20 protein-coding genes are annotated in these 19305 nt (G+C 31.6%); 18 read left to right on the top strand and 2 right to left on the bottom strand.

The features are described from left to right. Positions 1 to 698 precede the first annotated feature (698 nt). Positions 699 to 851 carry a hypothetical protein gene (locus tag J2Z39_RS07780; protein ID WP_209814645.1) on the bottom strand — a complete coding sequence of 51 codons (153 nt, stop codon included), beginning with the start codon at positions 849 to 851 and terminating at the stop codon, positions 699 to 701. Positions 852 to 959: 108 nt separating this feature from the next. Between J2Z39_RS07780 and J2Z39_RS07775 the strand changes: the two genes are divergently transcribed. From J2Z39_RS07775 to J2Z39_RS07740, 9 genes are all read left to right on the top strand, one after another. Then, the gene (locus J2Z39_RS07775; protein WP_117520619.1) at positions 960 to 1409 is read left to right on the top strand and encodes a CopY/TcrY family copper transport repressor; all 450 of its coding nucleotides are present in this window, start codon (positions 960 to 962) and stop codon (positions 1407 to 1409) included. Positions 1410 to 1428: 19 nt separating this feature from the next. Further along, the gene (locus J2Z39_RS07770; protein ID WP_117520621.1) at positions 1429 to 3528 is read left to right on the top strand and encodes a heavy metal translocating P-type ATPase; all 2100 of its coding nucleotides are present in this window, start codon (positions 1429 to 1431) and stop codon (positions 3526 to 3528) included. Positions 3529 to 4513: 985 nt separating this feature from the next. Then, positions 4514 to 5620 (top strand): GH25 family lysozyme, encoded by a 1107-nt coding sequence (locus J2Z39_RS07765; protein ID WP_209814643.1) that lies wholly within the window; start codon positions 4514 to 4516, stop codon positions 5618 to 5620. A gap of 15 nt (positions 5621 to 5635) precedes the next feature. Continuing rightward, positions 5636 to 5860 (top strand): YdbC family protein, encoded by a 225-nt coding sequence (locus J2Z39_RS07760; protein WP_117520625.1) that lies wholly within the window; start codon positions 5636 to 5638, stop codon positions 5858 to 5860. Between the two features lie 96 nt (positions 5861 to 5956). Further along, positions 5957 to 7030, top strand: coding sequence for a cysteine desulfurase family protein (locus J2Z39_RS07755; RefSeq protein ID WP_209814641.1), 1074 nt, complete (start codon positions 5957 to 5959; stop codon positions 7028 to 7030). After that, complete coding sequence (gene mnmA, locus J2Z39_RS07750; protein WP_117520629.1) at positions 7020 to 8123, top strand: tRNA 2-thiouridine(34) synthase MnmA; 1104 nt, start codon at positions 7020 to 7022, stop codon at positions 8121 to 8123. Before J2Z39_RS07755 ends, mnmA begins: the two co-directional genes overlap by 11 nt. A gap of 34 nt (positions 8124 to 8157) precedes the next feature. Beyond that, complete coding sequence (locus J2Z39_RS07745; RefSeq protein WP_117520630.1) at positions 8158 to 9072, top strand: helix-turn-helix domain-containing protein; 915 nt, start codon at positions 8158 to 8160, stop codon at positions 9070 to 9072. An 84-nt stretch (positions 9073 to 9156) separates the two neighbouring features. Beyond that, a complete protein-coding gene (locus J2Z39_RS08635; RefSeq protein WP_281063115.1) occupies positions 9157 to 9279 on the top strand; it encodes a hypothetical protein in 123 nt (40 codons plus the stop codon). 306 nt (positions 9280 to 9585) lie between these two features. Then, the gene (locus J2Z39_RS07740) at positions 9586 to 10833 is read left to right on the top strand and encodes a CAMP factor family pore-forming toxin (protein ID WP_117520632.1); all 1248 of its coding nucleotides are present in this window, start codon (positions 9586 to 9588) and stop codon (positions 10831 to 10833) included. Positions 10834 to 10933: 100 nt separating this feature from the next. Here J2Z39_RS07740 and J2Z39_RS07735 read toward each other — a convergent pair whose 3' ends face one another. Next, the gene (locus J2Z39_RS07735; RefSeq protein WP_117520634.1) at positions 10934 to 11758 is read right to left on the bottom strand and encodes an exodeoxyribonuclease III; all 825 of its coding nucleotides are present in this window, start codon (positions 11756 to 11758) and stop codon (positions 10934 to 10936) included. A 126-nt stretch (positions 11759 to 11884) separates the two neighbouring features. On the opposite strand from J2Z39_RS07735, the gene J2Z39_RS07730 reads away from it, so the two are divergent. The 9 genes from J2Z39_RS07730 (at position 11885) to queF (ending at position 19304) form a co-directional block, all read left to right on the top strand. Further along, positions 11885 to 13252, top strand: a complete 1368-nt coding sequence (locus tag J2Z39_RS07730) for a hypothetical protein (RefSeq protein WP_209814639.1) — start codon at positions 11885 to 11887, stop codon at positions 13250 to 13252. Positions 13253 to 13327: 75 nt separating this feature from the next. Then, positions 13328 to 14227: an RluA family pseudouridine synthase gene (locus J2Z39_RS07725; RefSeq protein WP_209814636.1), complete on the top strand. Its 900-nt coding sequence runs from the start codon at positions 13328 to 13330 to the stop codon at positions 14225 to 14227. A gap of 1 nt (position 14228) precedes the next feature. Further along, complete coding sequence (locus J2Z39_RS07720) at positions 14229 to 15758, top strand: YifB family Mg chelatase-like AAA ATPase (RefSeq protein WP_209814634.1); 1530 nt, start codon at positions 14229 to 14231, stop codon at positions 15756 to 15758. Between the two features lie 38 nt (positions 15759 to 15796). Then, positions 15797 to 16195 (top strand): hypothetical protein, encoded by a 399-nt coding sequence (locus tag J2Z39_RS08535; protein ID WP_245325748.1) that lies wholly within the window; start codon positions 15797 to 15799, stop codon positions 16193 to 16195. Continuing rightward, positions 16183 to 16461, top strand: coding sequence for a hypothetical protein (locus J2Z39_RS08530; protein WP_245325747.1), 279 nt, complete (start codon positions 16183 to 16185; stop codon positions 16459 to 16461). Before J2Z39_RS08535 ends, J2Z39_RS08530 begins: the two co-directional genes overlap by 13 nt. Before the next feature lie 141 nt (positions 16462 to 16602). After that, a complete protein-coding gene (locus tag J2Z39_RS08525; protein ID WP_245325746.1) occupies positions 16603 to 16857 on the top strand; it encodes a hypothetical protein in 255 nt (84 codons plus the stop codon). Positions 16858 to 16865: 8 nt separating this feature from the next. Then, the gene (locus tag J2Z39_RS07710) at positions 16866 to 17402 is read left to right on the top strand and encodes a phosphoribosyltransferase family protein (protein ID WP_117520640.1); all 537 of its coding nucleotides are present in this window, start codon (positions 16866 to 16868) and stop codon (positions 17400 to 17402) included. A 50-nt stretch (positions 17403 to 17452) separates the two neighbouring features. Further along, positions 17453 to 18634 (top strand): GspE/PulE family protein, encoded by a 1182-nt coding sequence (locus J2Z39_RS07705; RefSeq protein WP_209814632.1) that lies wholly within the window; start codon positions 17453 to 17455, stop codon positions 18632 to 18634. Between the two features lie 178 nt (positions 18635 to 18812). After that, positions 18813 to 19304 carry a preQ(1) synthase gene (gene queF, locus J2Z39_RS07700; protein ID WP_117520645.1) on the top strand — a complete coding sequence of 164 codons (492 nt, stop codon included), beginning with the start codon at positions 18813 to 18815 and terminating at the stop codon, positions 19302 to 19304. Position 19305: the final 1 nt, after the last annotated feature.

The raw sequence follows: 19305 nt of genomic DNA, 5'->3' as shown, positions 1-19305 counted from the left end.
GCATATTTGCCTATGCCAAACACAGAAGTTAAGCTTACTAACGCCGATGGTACTCGGAACTGGCCGTCCGCCTCCTTTAGGACTGACCTCCCGGTAGAGTAGGAAGTTGCTAAACAATCAAGACTTAGTCTAAGGGCTAGGTCTTTTTTGTATATACACCTGACACGAAAACCCGTTTGCTTCACAAACTCTCCTGTGCTACCGCACTTAATTTTCGGCATAAATAATTGTGTCCGTGCTACTGGACCCAAAATCAACGGCTATTTATCTTCTTCCGTCCTTTACGAAAGTCGGTTCTATCGAACTTTTACTTGCTATAGCTTTAGTTTTTGGGGTAAACAATTGTGTTCGAACCCTGAACTCACAATCAAAGGTGTTTATGTATACCGAATATAGAAAACAAGCAAGTCTGGCTTGTTTAAAAAAGGATCTCCGAAGTATTGGTAAATCCATTGAATGAGAGTTGAATCCGTAAACATGGAGGCTTAATATGTTTTAAGTGAATTGTAATCAACAGTGACATTTCATTTAATTTTATCTTAGTTGTACCATTTCATATATGACTCTATTTTTTCTCAATTTATCATAATTATTGAATTCTACACTATAGGACATTTCTTGTTTTAGTATCCAAAAGAAGTTATTCATTGGTCAATTGTCTAGGCAACTCCATTTTATTGACATATTTTATCTTATGTTTAGTTTTCTAAGTCTACTAGACCATGAATTATGTTGGTAGTAATCCCCCCTGGTCTGAGTATATTACTAGTTGACCATCTTCTTATGTACAAATCTAGTATTGATGATAAATACAATATTTGTTCAAGTCCTTTGATTCTAAATTCTGTCACATCTGTTAGATACTTTTATTAAAAAAATACTTGACAAGATTGGTTTACAAGAGTAAACTTATTTTAAGTATTAAGTCTACAATTGTAAACGGAAAGAAGGGAAAGAAAATGGATGCAATAGTATATAATACTCATATCACAGATTCTGAATGGGAAGTCATGCGTGTAGTTTGGGCAAATGATCGAGTAACTAGTAAAAAAGTTATCTCCGTATTGAAAGAAAAAATGGACTGGACACAATCCACTATCAAAACGATCTTAGGTCGACTAGTTGAAAAAGGTGTACTAAATACAGAGCAGGAAGGTAGAAAGTTTATTTACACTGCCAATATTGAAGAGAAAGAAGCCGTAAGGGATTATACAGAGGATATTTTTAACCGTATTTGCCGAAAAAAAGTCGGGAATGTAATAGGAAACATCATTGAAGATCATGTCTTAAGCTTCGATGATATAGATCGACTAGAAAAAATATTAGAGATGAAAAAATCTTTCGCAGTAGAAGAAGTGGATTGCAATTGTCCAGAAGGACAATGCGAATGTCATTTACATCATCATTAAGCATAAGGAGGAATTAAAAATGAAGAATAACAACAAACATTCATCCCACAGTCACCATAATCATGGCGACATGAATCACTCAAAACATGAGCATGTAAGCACGGAAGAACATAGAGACCATAATAAGGATCAACATCACGACCATCATGCTGGCCATGACCACGGTGGGCACAGTGGGCATGAGCATCATCATCATGGAAACTTTAAGGAACTTTTCTTAAAGTCATTGCCATTAGGAATCATTATTATGCTCTTATCCCCTATGGCTGGGTTTGACCTACCATTCCAGTTTACTTTTCCATATTCTGATATTGTAGTAGCTATTTTATCTACTATATTAATTATTTATGGTGGACATCCATTCTATCAAGGTGCAGTTGATGAATTTAAACAAAAAGAACCTGGAATGATGGCTCTCGTTTCTTTAGGTTTAAGTGTTTCATATTTATACAGTATTTATACTGTAATAGCAAGCTACGTAACAGGTGAACAAATTATGGATTTTTTCTTTGAATTTGCTTCATTACTATTAATCATGTTATTAGGTCACTGGATTGAGATGAAAGCTATTGGAGAAGCAGGAGATGCACAAGAAGAACTGGCTAAGCTAGTACCAAAAGATGCTCATGTCGTATTAGATGACGATTCCATTGAAACACGTCCAGTTGCTGACTTAAAGGTAGGTGATTTAATTCGTGTTCAAGCTGGAGAAAATGTGCCAGCAGATGGAACTATTGAGCGCGGAGAATCACGTTTAAATGAAGCTCTTTTGACTGGGGAATCTAAGTCAATTAAAAAAGGACCTGGCGATGAAGTAATCGGGGGCTCAACAAATGGAGAAGGGGTTCTTTATATTAAAGTACTTGAGACAGGTGATAAGTCCTTTATCTCTCAAGTACAGGATTTAATCAGTCAAGCTCAAAGTCAACCTTCTCGTGCAGAAAATATTGCTCAAAAAGTTGCGGGATGGCTGTTCTATATTGCAGTAACTGCCGCACTAATAGCTTTTGTAGTATGGATGCTTATAGCGGATATTCCAACGGCAGTAAAATTTGCTATCACAACATTAGTTATAGCTTGTCCGCACGCATTGGGTCTGGCTATTCCATTGGTAACCGCCCGTAGCACAAGCTTAGGAGCTAGCCGTGGCTTACTAGTAAAAGACCGCCAATCCTTAGAAATAGCTCAAGATGCGGATGTGATGATTTTAGATAAAACGGGTACTTTAACAACTGGTGAGTTTAAAGTATTAGATGTAAAACTTCTTAATGACAAATATACAAAAGAGGAAATCACTGCCTTGTTGGCAGGCATTGAAGGAGGATCTAGCCACCCAATTGCTCAATCAATTATTAGTTTCGCTAAGCAGCAAGGTATAAGTCCAGTATCATTTGATTCAATTGATGTGATTTCCGGTGCTGGTGTAGAAGGTAAAGCCAAGGGCCATAGTTACCAATTAATCAGCCAAAAAGCATATGGACGTAATTTGGATATGAATATTCCAAAAGGAGCAACTCTAAGTGTCTTAGTAGAAAACGATGATGCCATTGGTGCTGTAGCTTTAGGAGACGAATTAAAGCCAACGAGCAGAGAGTTAATAAAAGCTCTTAAAAAGAACAATATACAACCAATTATGGCAACAGGTGATAATGAAAAAGCGGCTCAAGGCGCGGCAGAAGATTTAGAGATTGAATATAAAGCAAATCAATCTCCACAAGATAAGTACGAGTTAGTAAAAGCACTTAAAGATGAAGGAAAAAAAGTTATCATGGTAGGTGACGGTGTCAATGATGCCCCTTCTCTTGCCTTGGCAGACGTTGGTATAGCTGTTGGAGCTGGAACTCAAGTTGCATTGGATTCAGCAGATGTCATATTGACTCAATCCGATCCAGGAGATATTGAATCATTCATTGAATTAGCACACAAAACAACTCGTAAAATGAAACAAAACCTCTTTTGGGGAGCTGGCTATAACTTTATAGCTATCCCTCTAGCGGCAGGAATTTTGGCCCCTATTGGTATCACATTAAGCCCTGCAGTAGGAGCAATTCTAATGTCTGTGTCAACAGTCTTAGTCGCAATTAATGCTATTTTATTAAGATTAGATCCAAAAAAATGACAGTTAACATATAGAATAATTGAAACTCATTAAAGAATAAAATACCATAATTTTACAGAAAAGGAAGAGGTGTAAGTACTTTAAAAATCATCTCTTCCTTTTTATTGTTTATAAGGACCTTATTTATAATGAGAAAAAACTATGAGGCTGATTATTTTAGCTTTGCCCGAATTTCGAAAAGATACTTAGGCTAATAAATTAGCAGAAAATTACCATTGATTGCTATTTCAACTTGCAAAATATTACGAAAAATAGATAGGAAGAAGGATACATTCGAATTCAAAGTCCAGGAATATATAAATAAAGGAGACCTAGTTTTTGAGGAGTGTATAAATTCATTATTTAAGAGTCGCTTATTAAAAAAATATGTTTAAAAGGATTTTGTCTTGAATCTTATCTCCAATAAGCAAAAGTGCTTGGGGCCTACATACAAAGTAGGTGGATTGTAAAAGAGGTTTTGACAATCTTTAAACGGATATTTAACTATATCTAATATAGAAAATAAGCTTGTACGGCTTGTGGAGAAAAGTATTGCCTATATACTGGGGACTCCATGGATGGCAAGCGAAGCGAGACTTAGTCATTTGACTGAGTCTTTATTAGTGTAAATATACACCTGTCACGAAAATTAGATTATTGCTAAAGCTTTTATCTACTCTGTGAAAATAAGTTCTATATAACTTCTCTGATTTTTTAGGAAGCAAATCAAGGCATATTTATAATATACCGTATAAAGAAAACTATCCTGTGCGGCTGTTAAAACATACCCGGGGGATGATTGTAGTAGCTAAAACTCATTAAACTGATGGCAGTTACTAGAATGTATGATATAATTAAGTCCTTTTTTAGTACACATATATATCTAATAAATTGAGGAAAATATTAACTACATATTTAAACTTAATAACAACTAATGTATAGATTAATGTTTGCTTAAAATCTCTATATAACCTATAATATATCTATCAAAAGAGAGGAATTTTCTATGAAAAAACTAAGATATAAAGTGTTTACCCTATCCCTAGCTTGTGGTTTTTTATTACCTAATACCGCTTATGCATCAGAGGTAGTTATGTATAATGATAAAGATCTAGACCAAGTATTTATAGATAATGGTATAGATTATGATAAAGAAGCTGTAGAAAAAAGAAAAGCAGAATTTGAATCTAATAACAATTATCTTGCACCTGATTATGAGGTTACTGATGTAACAGAAAGTGAAGATATTGAAAAAAATGAAAATGGAGATCTAGAAATAACTACTACTACTGAAACTACTATTGAAGATGTTAATCCAGCACCTGTTTATTCTAAAACGCCTGTTTATAATAAAGTAGTGGATATATCAGAACATCAAGATCCAAATAAGATCAATTATGATAAGTTTTCTAAAGATGTAGATGGAGCGATTCTTAGAACTTCTATAACGGATTCTAAAACTTTAAATATTAGGACTGACTATGCCTTAGAAAGGCACTATAAAGAGCTAAATACTCGAGGAGTTCCACTTGGATTTTACCATTACTCGCGTGCAATAAATGCTGATGAGGCAAGGCGAGAAGCAAACTATGTATCAGAGGTACTTAAAAATAAAAAAGTATCCTTACCTGTCTATATAGATATTGAAGACCATAATAGACAAGTAAAGGCAAGTTCTGGTAAAATATCGGAAGCTGCTGAAGCTTTTATACTAGCTATGAATAGAAATGGTTATGTATCTGGTGTGTATTCTTATCCATGGTTTGCTAATACTTACTTAACTCGTGATGTGAGGAATAAGTATGATTTTTGGATAGCAGACTACAGGTCAAAAGATTTTACTTCGTATAATACTTCTGACTTTGACTCATGGCAATATACTTCTAGGGGAAAGATAAACGGATATGGTGGAGATATTGATATAAGTAAAGTATACAAAGATTATCCTTATATAATAAATGGAAAATCTAATAAAAATATTAATCAACTAGTAGATGAAATTATTGCTGGTAAATGGGGTACTGGACTAGATAGACAAAAAAGACTAACTTATGCTGGGTATAATTATAATATAATACAAAAGGCGGTCAATTTAAGACTTAAAAATGCTTAGAAAAGGAGATATATAATGGCAGAAATTAAATATGATATAGTTGAAAATATAGGAGTGCTTTCAGATAATGGTAAGGGTTGGACAAAAGAGCTTAATCTTGTAAGTTGGAATGATAGAGAAGCTAAATATGATATACGTGATTGGAATGAAGATCACACTAGAATGAGAAAGGGAATTACCCTTACAAATGAAGAAGCAGAAGTATTATTTAATGTTCTAGCTGATGAATTTAGTGAATAAAATATCTAAGCTCTAAGTAGTTATTACTTAGAGCTTTTTTATGTCCTAAATCTTTAAAAATAGGGCTTATATGGTACTATAATACTAGGTGATTAGATGATTTATTTTGACAATGCAGCAACTGCAATAAAACGAGAAGAAATTTTAAAAAATATTTTGAAAAACAAGCAAGCTTTTGACGGAAATCCTGATAGCTTACATACTAAAGGAAGAGAAGCTAAAAAGATTCTAGAAGATTCCAGAAAGGAAATAGCAAAGTCAATTGGAGCAAATCTTAAAAATATTATATTCACATCTGGAGCTACTGAAGGAAATAATACAATTATAAATGCTTTTAGAGATTCAGAAATTATAACAAGCTCTATAGAGCATGACTCAATACTAAATACAGTAAATAAAGATAACACTGTTTTATTAAATGCCAATAAAGACGGGATTATTGACCTAGATAAATTGAAAGATGTAATTACTGAAGAAACTAAACTTGTTGCTATAATGTATGTCAATAACGAAACAGGAGCAATACAACCAGTAAAGGAAATTGGCGATTACTTAAGGGATAAGAATATTTGGTTTCATGTAGATAGCGTTCAAGCTTATGGTCATATAGATATCGATGTAGATGATATTAATTGCGATTCCTTAACTTTATCAGGGCATAAAATAGGTGGTCTAAATGGATTCGGTATTTTATATCTAAGAGAGAATATAGCTCCTTTTATCAAAGGTGGAGAGCAAGAGAAAGATCGCAGAGCTGGGACTTCTTTTGTAGCTGGTGCATATTCAATGGCAGAAAGTTATCCTAAAGTGTTAAAGGAACGTAGTCAGATAAAAGAAATTAAAAATTACTTTATAGAAAGTTTGGATAAAGCTAAGGTAGATTATGAATTAAATGGAAATTTAGAACTATCTTCTGATCATGTATTAAATATTTATTTTAAAGATTATAAATCTGATTTTCTTTTAACCTATCTTGATATCAATGGTATTTGTGCTTCAGCTGGGTCAGCTTGTAGAGCAGGAAGCATCTTACCTAGTCATGTTATAAGCAATATGTATGATAAGTATAGGGCAGAACATTCAATAAGATTTTCTTTTGGATATCAGAATACTCGAAAAGAAGTTGATGAAACTATTGCGGTGTTGGAAAGGTTAGTAGATGAAAGATAAGAAAGATACAAAGGTAGTAGTTGGTATTAGTGGTGGAGTTGATTCATCTGTTGCAGCTCTACTTTTAAAAGAAGAGGGTTATGATGTAGTTGGTATATTTATGAAAAACTGGGATGATACGGATGAAAATGGTGTATGCACAGCTGAAGAAGACTTTGAAGATGCAGTTGCTATTGCCAATCAGATAGGTATCCCATATTATTCTATAAATTTTGAAAAAGAATACTATGATAGAGTATTTACATATTTTTTAGATGAATACAAAAAAGGAAGAACTCCAAATCCAGATATAATGTGCAATAAAGAAATTAAGTTCAAAGCTTTTTTGGATTACGCAAAAAATTTAGGAGCAGATTACGTTGCAACAGGACACTATGCTCGAGTGGATCGCTCTGGTGATGAAACGGTTATGCTAAGAGGTCTAGACAATAATAAAGATCAAACATATTTTCTAAGTCAATTATCTCAAGAACAAATAAAGGATGTTCTATTTCCAGTTGGTGAGCTTGAAAAGCCGGAAGTAAGGAGAATAGCTAAAGAGCATAATTTGGCTACAGCTGATAAAAAAGATTCCACAGGTATATGCTTTATAGGAGAACGTGATTTTAATGAATTTTTAAGCAACTACTTACCAGCACAGCCAGGTAATATAGTAGATACATATGGAAATATCATGGGTAAACATGATGGACTAATGTATCATACTATAGGTCAAAGGAGAGGACTTGGTATTGGAGGCGAAGGTGAAGCGTGGTTTGTTTGTGGCAAGGATTTAGATAAAAATGAACTAATAGTATGTCAAGGATCGACAAACCCGCTCTTATATTCTAATAAATTATACGCATCAGAATTTTCAACATTTACAAATAAAAAAATACCAACACAATTTAACTGCACTGCAAAATTTAGATATAGACAAAAGGATATAAATGCCCATGTAAAAGTTTTGGAAGATAAAAAAGTAGAAGTGACATATGATGACACTAAAGCAGTTACTCCAGGACAAGCGGCGGTATTTTATATGGATGAAGTATGTATTGGTTCAGCTATAATTGATGAAGTTTATAATGGCGATGATAGATTAAAAGTATGAGCTTCAAATTTTAACAAGAAAGAATTAGATTTATATGATTATAAATAATGACTATAGCTTTATTGGTACTGATCTAAGAAAGATCCGTGAATCAAAAGGCATTTCAAGAAAAGAAATAGCAGAGAAAATGTATATTTCTGAGGAAACTATCCGAAGAATTGAAAAAGGAGATAATGATCCTAGACTCTCTACACTAGTACCTATATGTAATTATTTAGATATAGATCTTAAAGAAGTTATAAATGGAAAAGAGTTTGACTATAATAACTTATTAAAATTAAGAAAAGAGATAAATGATTTATTAAATAATTCATCTATTGAAAAAGCAAAGGATCTAATAAAAAGTTTAGATGATTTTCATTTCAATACTAATGTGTACTATGAAAAAGAATTATTTGCCACTAGGCATTATTACAATGGGTTATTGGGTATGATAAAGCATGAGAAGGATAATAATCCTTCAGAAGATTTGGAAGTAGCTCTTTCAGATATGAATTCTAAATTTAAGATTAAGAAGTTTAAAGACTATAAGTATGATAACTTTTCTTTAAGAGTGCTTTTGGCCTTATCTTTAAATGAATATAGGAAAGGTAATTTTGACTTATATGAAAATATTATGTTGGAGCTTAAAGAATATTTAAATATTTCCCTAGATAATTACTTTGTATTTTCGTATAATATTGCTATCTACTATTTTAGAGTAGGTAATTATAGAGAGTCGCTACTAATATGCAATCAAGCTATTGATAATGCAAGAAAAGTTAAAGACGTATCATATTTAAATATGCTGTATTATATAAAAGGGGTAAACCACTTTTACTTAAAGCAGTTAAATGAAGCAAAATATAGCTTTAATTACTGTTTGACTTTAACAAATCTATTTTCAGCAAAATCATTATCAAATAGTCTTTCAAATCAAATAGATACATTGTTATCAAAAGATAAATAATATAAAATATAAGTATCCACGAAAATGTGTATTTTTTTCATTGTGTGTATGTGATAATATAATAATCAACAAGGAGGTCTATATATGAAATTAAAAAAAGGTTTAGTAATTACATTTTTATTAACTTTAGCATTCAATTTTAATGTTAATAAAACTAATTTGGTAGCTATAGAAAAAGAGGATTTAATTATAGATATATATTGTTAGCATAACTATCAATATTTATATTTGGTTACAATATTATAAATTAAAAAAGTTTATATATACTAACACACATACACATGAAAAGAATATACTAATTAAAAGGGGTATTTTAAGGCAAGAGTTTCGAAGTAGTTAAAGATTAATATATGGTTTAAAATAAATCATAAGTTAAAAATACTAACAATTACTTCATTACCTCCTTCGTAAAAGCTTTTACCAAATATTAAAATTTTAGTAATATTCTTTGATAACTATAATTAGTCGGTCTTAGGATCTAGAAACATTATAGATAAATTATAGGAGTTTATTATGAAAAAAAATAAAGTATTAGTAGGCGCACTCTCAATCACATTATTAACAAATACAATTTTACCAGCAACAAAAATAGCTAAAAATACAAGTCCAGTAATTTCAAGTGTAGCATATGCTGCAGAATCAAGTCAAGCAGATCAAGCACAACAAAAATTAGATCACTTAGGAGACTTAATAAAAGGCTTAGAAAATATAGCTGGTGGACTTGCAGGAGACCAATTAAGTTGGTTAAAAGAATTAAAACATGCTTATGAAGTAATAAACAAGATACTAACTAAAGGAATAGGAAGTATTTCAGAGATTAGAAACAAGATTATTCCTAGAATTGATCTTTTAATAAATGTAGCTGAAACAATAACAGCTGATGCTACAGAACTTGCTGACAGTGAACAACAAGCTCATGTTATAATAGGATTTTCTGTAACACGTGCTTTACTAAAAGCAACAGATTTATTTGAAAATGCAGAAGGTTTGAAGAAAGCTTCTGACAATTTAACAGCATCTTTAGAAAAAGCTCGTGAAATTCCAAAATTAACAGATAACTCAAAAAGAACTCACTATACTCTTGAACAATTAGATAGAGCTATAGCTAGAGCTAAAGAAATCAGAAATAAAGAATTACGTAATAAATTAGATCCAACTGAACTTTCAGAAGTTGATATGGTAATAAGAAAAGCTCAAGATGTTAGAAGAAATAGAGTTGCTACTGTTGGCGAAGTAAAAGCAATGACAGAAGAACTTAATAACAAAATTGACGAAGCTTACAAAGCAATTCCTGAAGGTGAAAGAACTGCAAATAAATCTTCAAAAGCAGGTCTTCAAAAAGATATCCAAACTGCAAAAAATCTACGTGATTTTAGATTAAAAGGAAAAGTAGAATCTGTAGTTATTGCAGAATTAAATAGAGAAATTTCAAATGCTAATAGAGTTTTAAACAATAGCAGATCAACATTAAATGAAGTTGCTGCAGCTGATGAAGCTATTTTAGCAGCTATAGAAAAAGCACAATCTAAATTAGAAGCTATTCCAGCGAAAGAAGAAACTCCAGAGAAACCAGCTGTTGAAGAAGAAACTTCAACAGAAGAAGTAGTAACTCCTGAAGAAGAAAATACTGAGGAAACTTCAGAGGAAGAAACCTCAGAAGCACCAGCTGAAGATGAAGCAAGTGCTGAAGAAGAGAATGAAGAAGTTCCTGCTGAAGAAGCTGAAACAGTTGAACAACCAGTTTTTGAAGAAGCTGAATAATTTCCAATTAAATATACAAAAAAGGCTCTACACACTAGAGCTTTTTTTGTATTATAGACTTAAATTATATTTTAACCTAAAATAAACAGTTATTGATTTATTAATCAATCTCCATAACTATTGGAGTATGGTCTTGTCTGTCTCCAGAGTCAATCATGTCACTTCTTTTAACTTTGTCTTTGATTCTATCGCTAACTAAAAAGTAGTCAATCCTCCAACCTGAGTTATTAATTTTACTTGTCTTAACCCTTTGTGCCCACCAAGTATATTTGCCTTCTATATCACCGTTGATATATCTAAATGTATCAGTAAATCCTTTTTTTAATAGATTTGTAAATCCTTCTCTTTCTTCATCAGTAAATCCCGCTGACATATGGTTGTTTTCTGGATGAGCTAGGTCTATTTCTTTATGAGCTACATTAAAATCACCTGTAGCTATTACTGGCTTTTCTTCATCTAGATTGGATATATATTCTGCAAATTTTTTATCCCATTCTTGTCTTAGAGGAAGTCTTACTAATTCATTCCCGGCATTTGGTGTATAAACTTGAATGAAATAATAATCTTCAAACTCCAAACTTACAATCCTACCTTCAAGGTCCATTGGTTCTGGAGCATTTATAAATGGGAAATCAGTATTTACATCTAGATCTTTTTTATAAAGAGTCATACATCCAGCATATGATTTTCTGGCACCTTCTTGAGAATTTACATTAACATATGAATAATCTGGAAAAAATTCTGCTAGTCTTTCTTTATGTTTTTTACTAAGTCCAGTTCGCGGAAGCTTGGTTTCTTGTAATGCTATCACGTCAGGATCTTCTTTTTTTATAGTTTTGAAAACCTCACGTGTCATAACTGCCCTGTTTGAATCACTTGTTAAAGCAGCATTTAGTGAGTCTATATTCCATGAAATAAATTTCAAATTAATCTCCTTTTTTAAGTTTTGGGTATATGTAATATTATAGAGGATGTACTAGTAAATTCAAGATTTCTTTACATCGATTTAACAAGCTAGATGTTATGATTAAGAAAATATAAGGAGGAATATATGAATAAGAAAGTTTTAAGTGCTGGCTTATGCGCTTGCCTAGTATTAGGAATATATACTAATGCTGATGCAAGTGAAACAAATATGTCAAAAGAGTCTCCAGTAGAAAGTCAAGAAACTAATGAAATCCATAATTATCTTTTCAAAGTAAGTGAAGTAAATGATAAAGAAGTTAAACTTAATTATACAGGTGAATCTACTAAAGATGCTACTGAAATAGATTTAGAAAGTGAAAAATCGCTAATACTTGATAAAAGCATGTTTGAAGATAATACCGAAAAAAAAGATATTTACCAAATTAAGAGCAGTAAAGACTTAAAAGATTTGATGAAAGATAATATCAAAAAAGAAGATATTAAGCTTGTCACTAAATATGAGAAACCGGTAAATATGGATGTAGATAAGTTACCTAAAGATAGTAAAGAAGCTATCTTTGAAGTAAAAGATTTAGGTGATGAAGATTCACAAACAGCTACTGTATTTGAAGTAGATAATCCAGATAACCTTTATACGTTATCCTACGATGATTTAAGAGATGAAGAAGTTAAAGTTGGAGATCAATATAAAATATATTCTGATGGTGTAGTTTTGGAGTCTTATCCAGCTCAATTTGGGAAAATCTACAGGGTAGAAAAACAAGAACAAAAAAATCCTAAAGCTGAAGATAATGATAAAAAAATGGACAAAACTCTAGAATTTGAAGTTACTGAAATAAATGATGGAGTTGCTACTGTTGCTGAGGTAGGAAATAAAGATAATATTTATACTATAAGTTTTAAAGAACTAAAAGATAAAAATCCAGAAGTTGGTGATAAATATAAAATTCACTGGAATGGAATTTCTATGAAATCTTATCCAGCTCAATTTGGAGAAATATTTGATGTAGAAAAAATCAATAACGAAGCTGAAACAAATAAAGATGAGCTTAAGAAAGCTATAGCTGAAGCCGAAAAAATTAATTTAAAAGATAAGGATTACACTAGTGAGGATATAGATATATTTAAACAAGCTTATGATGAAGCTGTTAAGGTAAATGAAGATTCTTCAGCTAGCAAAGAAGCTATTGATAATGCAAAAGATAATCTTAATAAAGCAATAGAAACTTTAAAAGCAAGAAAACAAGAAGAGAATAAAAAAACAGATAATAAAAATATTGATAAAGAAAAGAAAGATAAGCCAGTAGAAGAAAAAGTAGGGGATAAAAAAGAACCTAAAACTATAGAAGCTAAAAAAATAGAAGATAAGGCTAAAAAAAATAATGATAAGAAAGTAGGTTTTGGAAATCCTAGGACAGGCATAGAATCAGTTGCTCCTCTTTTAGGAGTAATTGCTGTTGCTGGTGGTTTACTTAAAAAAAGTGAAAAATAGAATATTATAGTTAAAATGCAGGTAGAATAACTACCTGCATTTATTTTGTTCTTCTTTCTATGCTATAATAATCTTATGAAACTTACAGCATATGAAAATATTAGACTTGATAAATATATATCTGATGAGTTTGAAGAAATTCCTCGTGAAAAGATAAAAAAATTTATCAAGGATAAGAAAATAAAAGTTAATATGGAAAACAAAAAGCCTAGCTATAAATTAGAGTTAGATGATGAAATATATATAGATGATGAGATTTTTGACATTCCAGCTATAGAGGCTGAGGATATAAATCTTAATATTGTATATGAAAATGATAATTATGCAATCATAGATAAAGATAGCAATGTAATCGTTCATCCAGCAGGTTCTATTATAAGAGGAACATTAGTAAACGGATTGTTATATAAGTATGGTTACGACGGACTTTCCCATATAGGAGGTGATGATAGGCCGGGTATTGTCCATAGGCTTGACAAAGATACTACAGGACTTATGGTTATAGCAAAAAATAATGAATCTTATAAATATCTTAAATCTCTTTTTGAAAAAAGACTTGTCGATAAGGAGTATTTAGCTATTGTTCATGGAAATTTTGAAAATAAAAAAGGTAGGATAGAAACTTTTATGGACAGAGATAGTAAAGATCGTAGGAAGATGGCAGTAAAACCTAGTGGACGTAAGGCTATTTCTGAGTATGAGGTAATAAAGGAAGTAGCAGGATACTCATTAGTAAAGGTGCACATAATAACTGGTCGCACCCATCAAATTAGGGTTCATATGACATATCTTAACCATCCTCTAGTGGGGGATCCTGTTTATGGGAATGTAAAAAATAAATTTAATTTAGACCATCAATTACTTCATTGCACTTATTTGGGATTTACTGATCAGAATGGGGAATATGTAAACTTTTCTGCAAGACCCCATCAAACTTTTCTTAAATATCAAAATGTCTTAGGACTTGGAGAATAAAATGTATTCAAAAACTAACACTTGTTCACTATTAGGCCTATCTGGTCATTTAGTAGAGGTAGAAAGTGATATAACAAATGGTTTGCCTAAATTTTTGATAGTAGGCTTGCCAGATTCCACAATTTCAGAATCAAAAGAAAGGGTAAGAGTAGCTATAAATAATTCTGGCTATTCCTTTCCTCCTGGAAGAATAACTGTAAACTTATCGCCAGCTGACCTTAAGAAAGAAGGAACACAACTAGACTTACCCATAGCAGTTTCCCTTCTAAGTTCTATGGGAGTTATCACTTATCCTTACGATGACTATGTATTTTTAGGGGAATTATCTCTAGACGGAAGAATTGTTCCAGTAAGAGGTGCACTAGCCATGGTTATTTCTATGCGTGAGCTTGGTTTTAAGAAATTTATAGTGGCAGACGATAATAAGGATGAATGTGCAATCATAAAAGATATAGACATATTGCCATTTAAAAACTTAAATGATTTAGTAGCTTTTTTAAATAAAGAAAAAAAAGTAAAGTCATATGAACTTGATTTATCTAAGGTAAACAATGAAGTTTATTATGACGTTGATTTTGCAGATATAAAAGGTCAAGAGAGTTTAAAAAGAGCTTTACAAATAGCGGCAGCAGGCAATCACAATGTGTTAATGATAGGGCCACCAGGAAGTGGGAAGACTTTTTCAGCAAAACATTTGCCTACAATTCTTCCAGATATGAGCTTTGATGAAAAGGTAGAAGTAACAAAAATTTACTCAATCATGGGACTTTTGGATAAAGGGAGTTTAGTTAACGAAAGGCCTTTTAGAAGCCCACATCATTCTGCAAGCGAAGTTGCTCTAATAGGAGGAGGCCATTCTATACCTAAACCTGGGGAAATATCTCTTGCTCATCGTGGAGTCCTATTTTTAGATGAATTTCCGGAATTTAATAAAAAAACAATAGAAGCACTTAGGGAGCCATTAGAAAACCGTGAAATAAATATTTCTCGTGCTCAAGCAAGTCTAAAGTATCCATCAGATTTTATACTAATAACCGCCATGAATCCTTGTCCTTGTGGAAATTATGGTAACCCATTAAAAGAGTGCACTTGTTCGCAAAATGAGATTAGAAGGTACTTAAATAAAATATCAGCACCTATATTAGATAGGATTGACATACATATAGAGATATCACCTGTAAAATACGAGGACTTAAGAGGGAATGCACCATCCAAATCCTCTAAAGAGCTAAAAGAAGAAGTAACAAGAGCTCGTATGATTCAACAAGCTAGATACAGAAATGAAAATGTTACATCTAACTCTCAATTATCTACAAATCAAATGAAAAAGTATATAAAACTTAGTCCAGAAGTAGAAAAAACAGCAAAACTTGCCTTTGATAAATATAACTTTTCAGTAAGAAGTTTTAATAAAATCATAAAAATGACAAGAACTATAGCAGATTTAGAAGGAAATTCTGAAATTGAACAAAAGCACCTACTAGAAGCAGTTAGATATAGATCATTAGATGATAAATATTGGAGTAACTAAATTAATAGAATATATAAATTCATTTATTAGGAGGGACTATGACTTTAAATGATATTATAGCAGCTTTAATTGTAGTAATTAATAGTATTCCTCAGGCACTTCTAGCCATTTCTGTAGGTTTTTCTGCTTTTCCAACTTCACTTGGTTTTGCTGTTGGAGTAATATCCTGTATGATTTTACAATCTCCAATTCCAATTTCTATGCAGGCAGAAACAATTGCTCTAGCTGGTTCTTATGGAGATAATATTAGAGAGAAATTATCAGTAGTATTTTGGTCAGGTATTATAATGACAATACATGGTATTACTGGAAGTCTAAATTTTATTGTAGACTTAGCAGGAGATTATGTATTAAATGGGATGATGGCAGGAGTAGGTTTAATACTTGCAAAAATTGCAATTGATGGCTTAAAACTTGATATAAAATGGTTAGCTTAATTTCCATAATATCAGCATTAACTACTTATTTTATTTCTGGAAGAAATCTTGTTTATACAATAATAATTTCTGTAATAGTTTCTTCGAGTTATGCAAATGTAATGAAAATGGAAATAGGGAAAGATATAAAAAAAGAAGAGAGAAGACTCTCAGTAAAAAAAACAGTTTTAAGTAAAAAAGTAATAAGAGGAGCTCTTTCTTTAGCTTGCTTGACAATAGTAGCGAATATAGCTTTTGGAAATATTACTGTATCTCTTGGGGATTGAAATTTAACTGCAAACATTGATCAATTAACAATTTATTCAGGACTTGCTGATTCAATTTCTTCACTTTTCGGTGGAGCGCCAGTAGAAGCAATAATTTCTGCAACAGGGGCAAGTGATAATCCAGTTAATTCAGGGATTTTGATGATGGCTATTCTTGGAATAATAATGTTCATGGGATTTTTGTCAAAGCTTGGAAAGTATGTTCCAGGAGAATCAATTCATGGATTTTTATTTGTATTAGGTGCCTTAGTTACTGTTCCAACAAATGCCAATCTTGCCTTTGCAGCAGGCGGTGATACAATGTTAGTTGCAGGAATAGCTATGGCTACCACTGCTGCCAGCGATCCATTTGTAGGTCTTGCGGCAGGTGTTATACTTAAATTGATAATTTTATAGGAGATGTTATGGATTATTATAAATTAAATGTATGTGGACTAGAAAGAAATTTACCAATTATACAAATATCAGATTGTTTAAAGATTGCGTCATTTGTTTTGCTAGGGGATACAGAACTTTCCACAAAGGCAGGATATGAATTAAGTAAAAAGATTGATTGTGACATAATCCTTACAGCAGAGGCAAAAGGCATAGAACTTGCTCACGAGATAGCAAGAAATTTAGGAGAAGAAGATTTTATAGTAGCAAGAAAATCTAAAAAGTCCTATATGAATGATCCAATAAATGTAGAAGTAAATTCTATAACAACTAAAAATACTCAAAAACTATTTTTGGATTCTAAAGATGCTGAGAAAATAAAAGGAAAGAGGATAGCTTTAGTAGACGATGTAATATCAACTGGAGAATCTATGAGTGCATTAGAAGCTTTGGTAGAAAAAGCAGGCGGAAAAGTCGTTCAAAAATTGGCAATTCTTGCAGAAGGAGACGCAGCGGATAGAGAAGATATAATATATTTAGAAAAACTTCCTATTTTTGAAAATTAGAAGTAAGTTTAAATATATTATCTTTTGTAATATAAATATTGGGGTGAAGTATGCTAGATCAACGTGATATAAATATAGATATTGACAAATTTATTTACAACCTATTTGATTTTGCTCTTAATAATAAGGCGAGTGATATTCATATAGAGCCAGAGGAAACTTATGCCAGAGTTAGAGTAAGGATTGATGGTAGACTCAATGAGATATTACATGTAAATAAGGATAATTATGGAAAACTTATATCAAAGTTAAAATTATTATCTAATATGGATATAAGTGAGCATAGGAGACCTCAAGATAGTAGTCTCAAGTTAGATGTTTATCAGAATATAGACTTTAGGGTATCTTCTATAGGAACTATCAACGGAGAAAAATTAGTTATACGAATACTTTCTTTAGAAAATCATAAGAATAATGCCAATCTCTTAGGATTTAATGAAAAATCTAAAGTAAGTTTAAGAAATGCTCTAAAAAAGAGAAGTGGCATGCTTATATTTTCAGGACCAACAGGTTCAGGTAAGTCTACAAGTCTTTATTCACTTTTAGATAGCTTAAAAAATGAATATGAAAATATAATAACGATAGAGGACCCTGTAGAATACAATATTGAAGGTATAAATCAAATTAATGTAAATGAAAAAATAGATTTTACTTTTTCTAAAGCGTTAAGATCTATATTAAGACAAGACCCTGATATAATATTGGTTGGAGAAATAAGAGATTATGAAACAGCACAGATAGCTATAAGAGCAGCTATTACAGGCCACTTGGTCCTTACAACACTACATACTAATAATGCTCTATCTTCAATAATTAGGTTAAAGGATTTAGGAATAGAAGATTATCTTTTATCATCAGCTATAAACACAGTAGCTAGTCAAAGATTGGTTAGAAAACTTTGCGATTGCAAAAAAAGTTATCATATGACAGATGTGGAATATGCGATAGCTAGTAAATATATGGACGTTGATAGAAATCAAGTAGTTTATAGGGCAAATGGCTGTGATAAGTGTAATGAAGGATATAGGAATAGAGAAGCAGTTGAAGAAGTATTTACGCTTACAGATGAATTTAGAGATATGATTAGAAACGATAAGATAGATTTAGTTAGTGTGAGTGAGTATGCTAAGAAAAATAACTTTGAATCCATGTTTTATAATGGATTAAAAAAAGTTTTTGATGGTACTACTAGCTTTGATGAACTTATCAATGTAATGTATGATCAAATATGATTTATAATTTTTCTCTTGCAAAACTTCAATAGTTTTTATATAATATCAGCTAGACAGTTCGAAACCATCCTGTCTATAAACAAAACTAGGGAATCTAAAAGGATAGGTATGTCCATTTATAGTTTTTCCTAGAGATGTTAAAGCATCTCTTTTTTAATGCGATTTTTAAGGAGGAATTATGAGAAAAGAAGATGATATGAAAGATATAACTCTTTTGGGTAATCAAGATAATAAATACCCAGATGACTATGCTCCAGAAGTACTTGAAGTATTTGATAATAAGCATCCTGATAATGATTACTTTGTAAAATTCAACTGTCCTGAGTTTACTTCACTATGTCCTATAACAGGCCAACCAGATTTTGCAACTATATACATATCATATGTACCAAGTGAAAAAATGGTTGAGAGCAAGTCTTTAAAATTATATTTATTTAGTTTTAGAAATCACGGAGATTTCCACGAAGATTGTATGAATATAATTATGAAAGATTTGATAAAATTAATGGCCCCAAAATACATAGAAGTATGGGGTAAGTTTACTCCAAGAGGGGGTATTTCTATAGACCCATATTGTAACTATGGGAAAAAAGGTACTAAGTGGGAAGAAATAGCCTTTAATAGACTAGCAAACCATGACCTATATCCAGAAAAGGTGGATAATAGATAAG

This window comes from Anaerococcus nagyae (genome assembly GCF_017874535.1).
Lineage (GTDB): Bacteria > Bacillota > Clostridia > Tissierellales > Peptoniphilaceae > Anaerococcus > Anaerococcus nagyae.
Note: the sequence above shows the minus strand (reverse complement) of the source record. Positions and strands in the feature narration are given on the sequence as shown.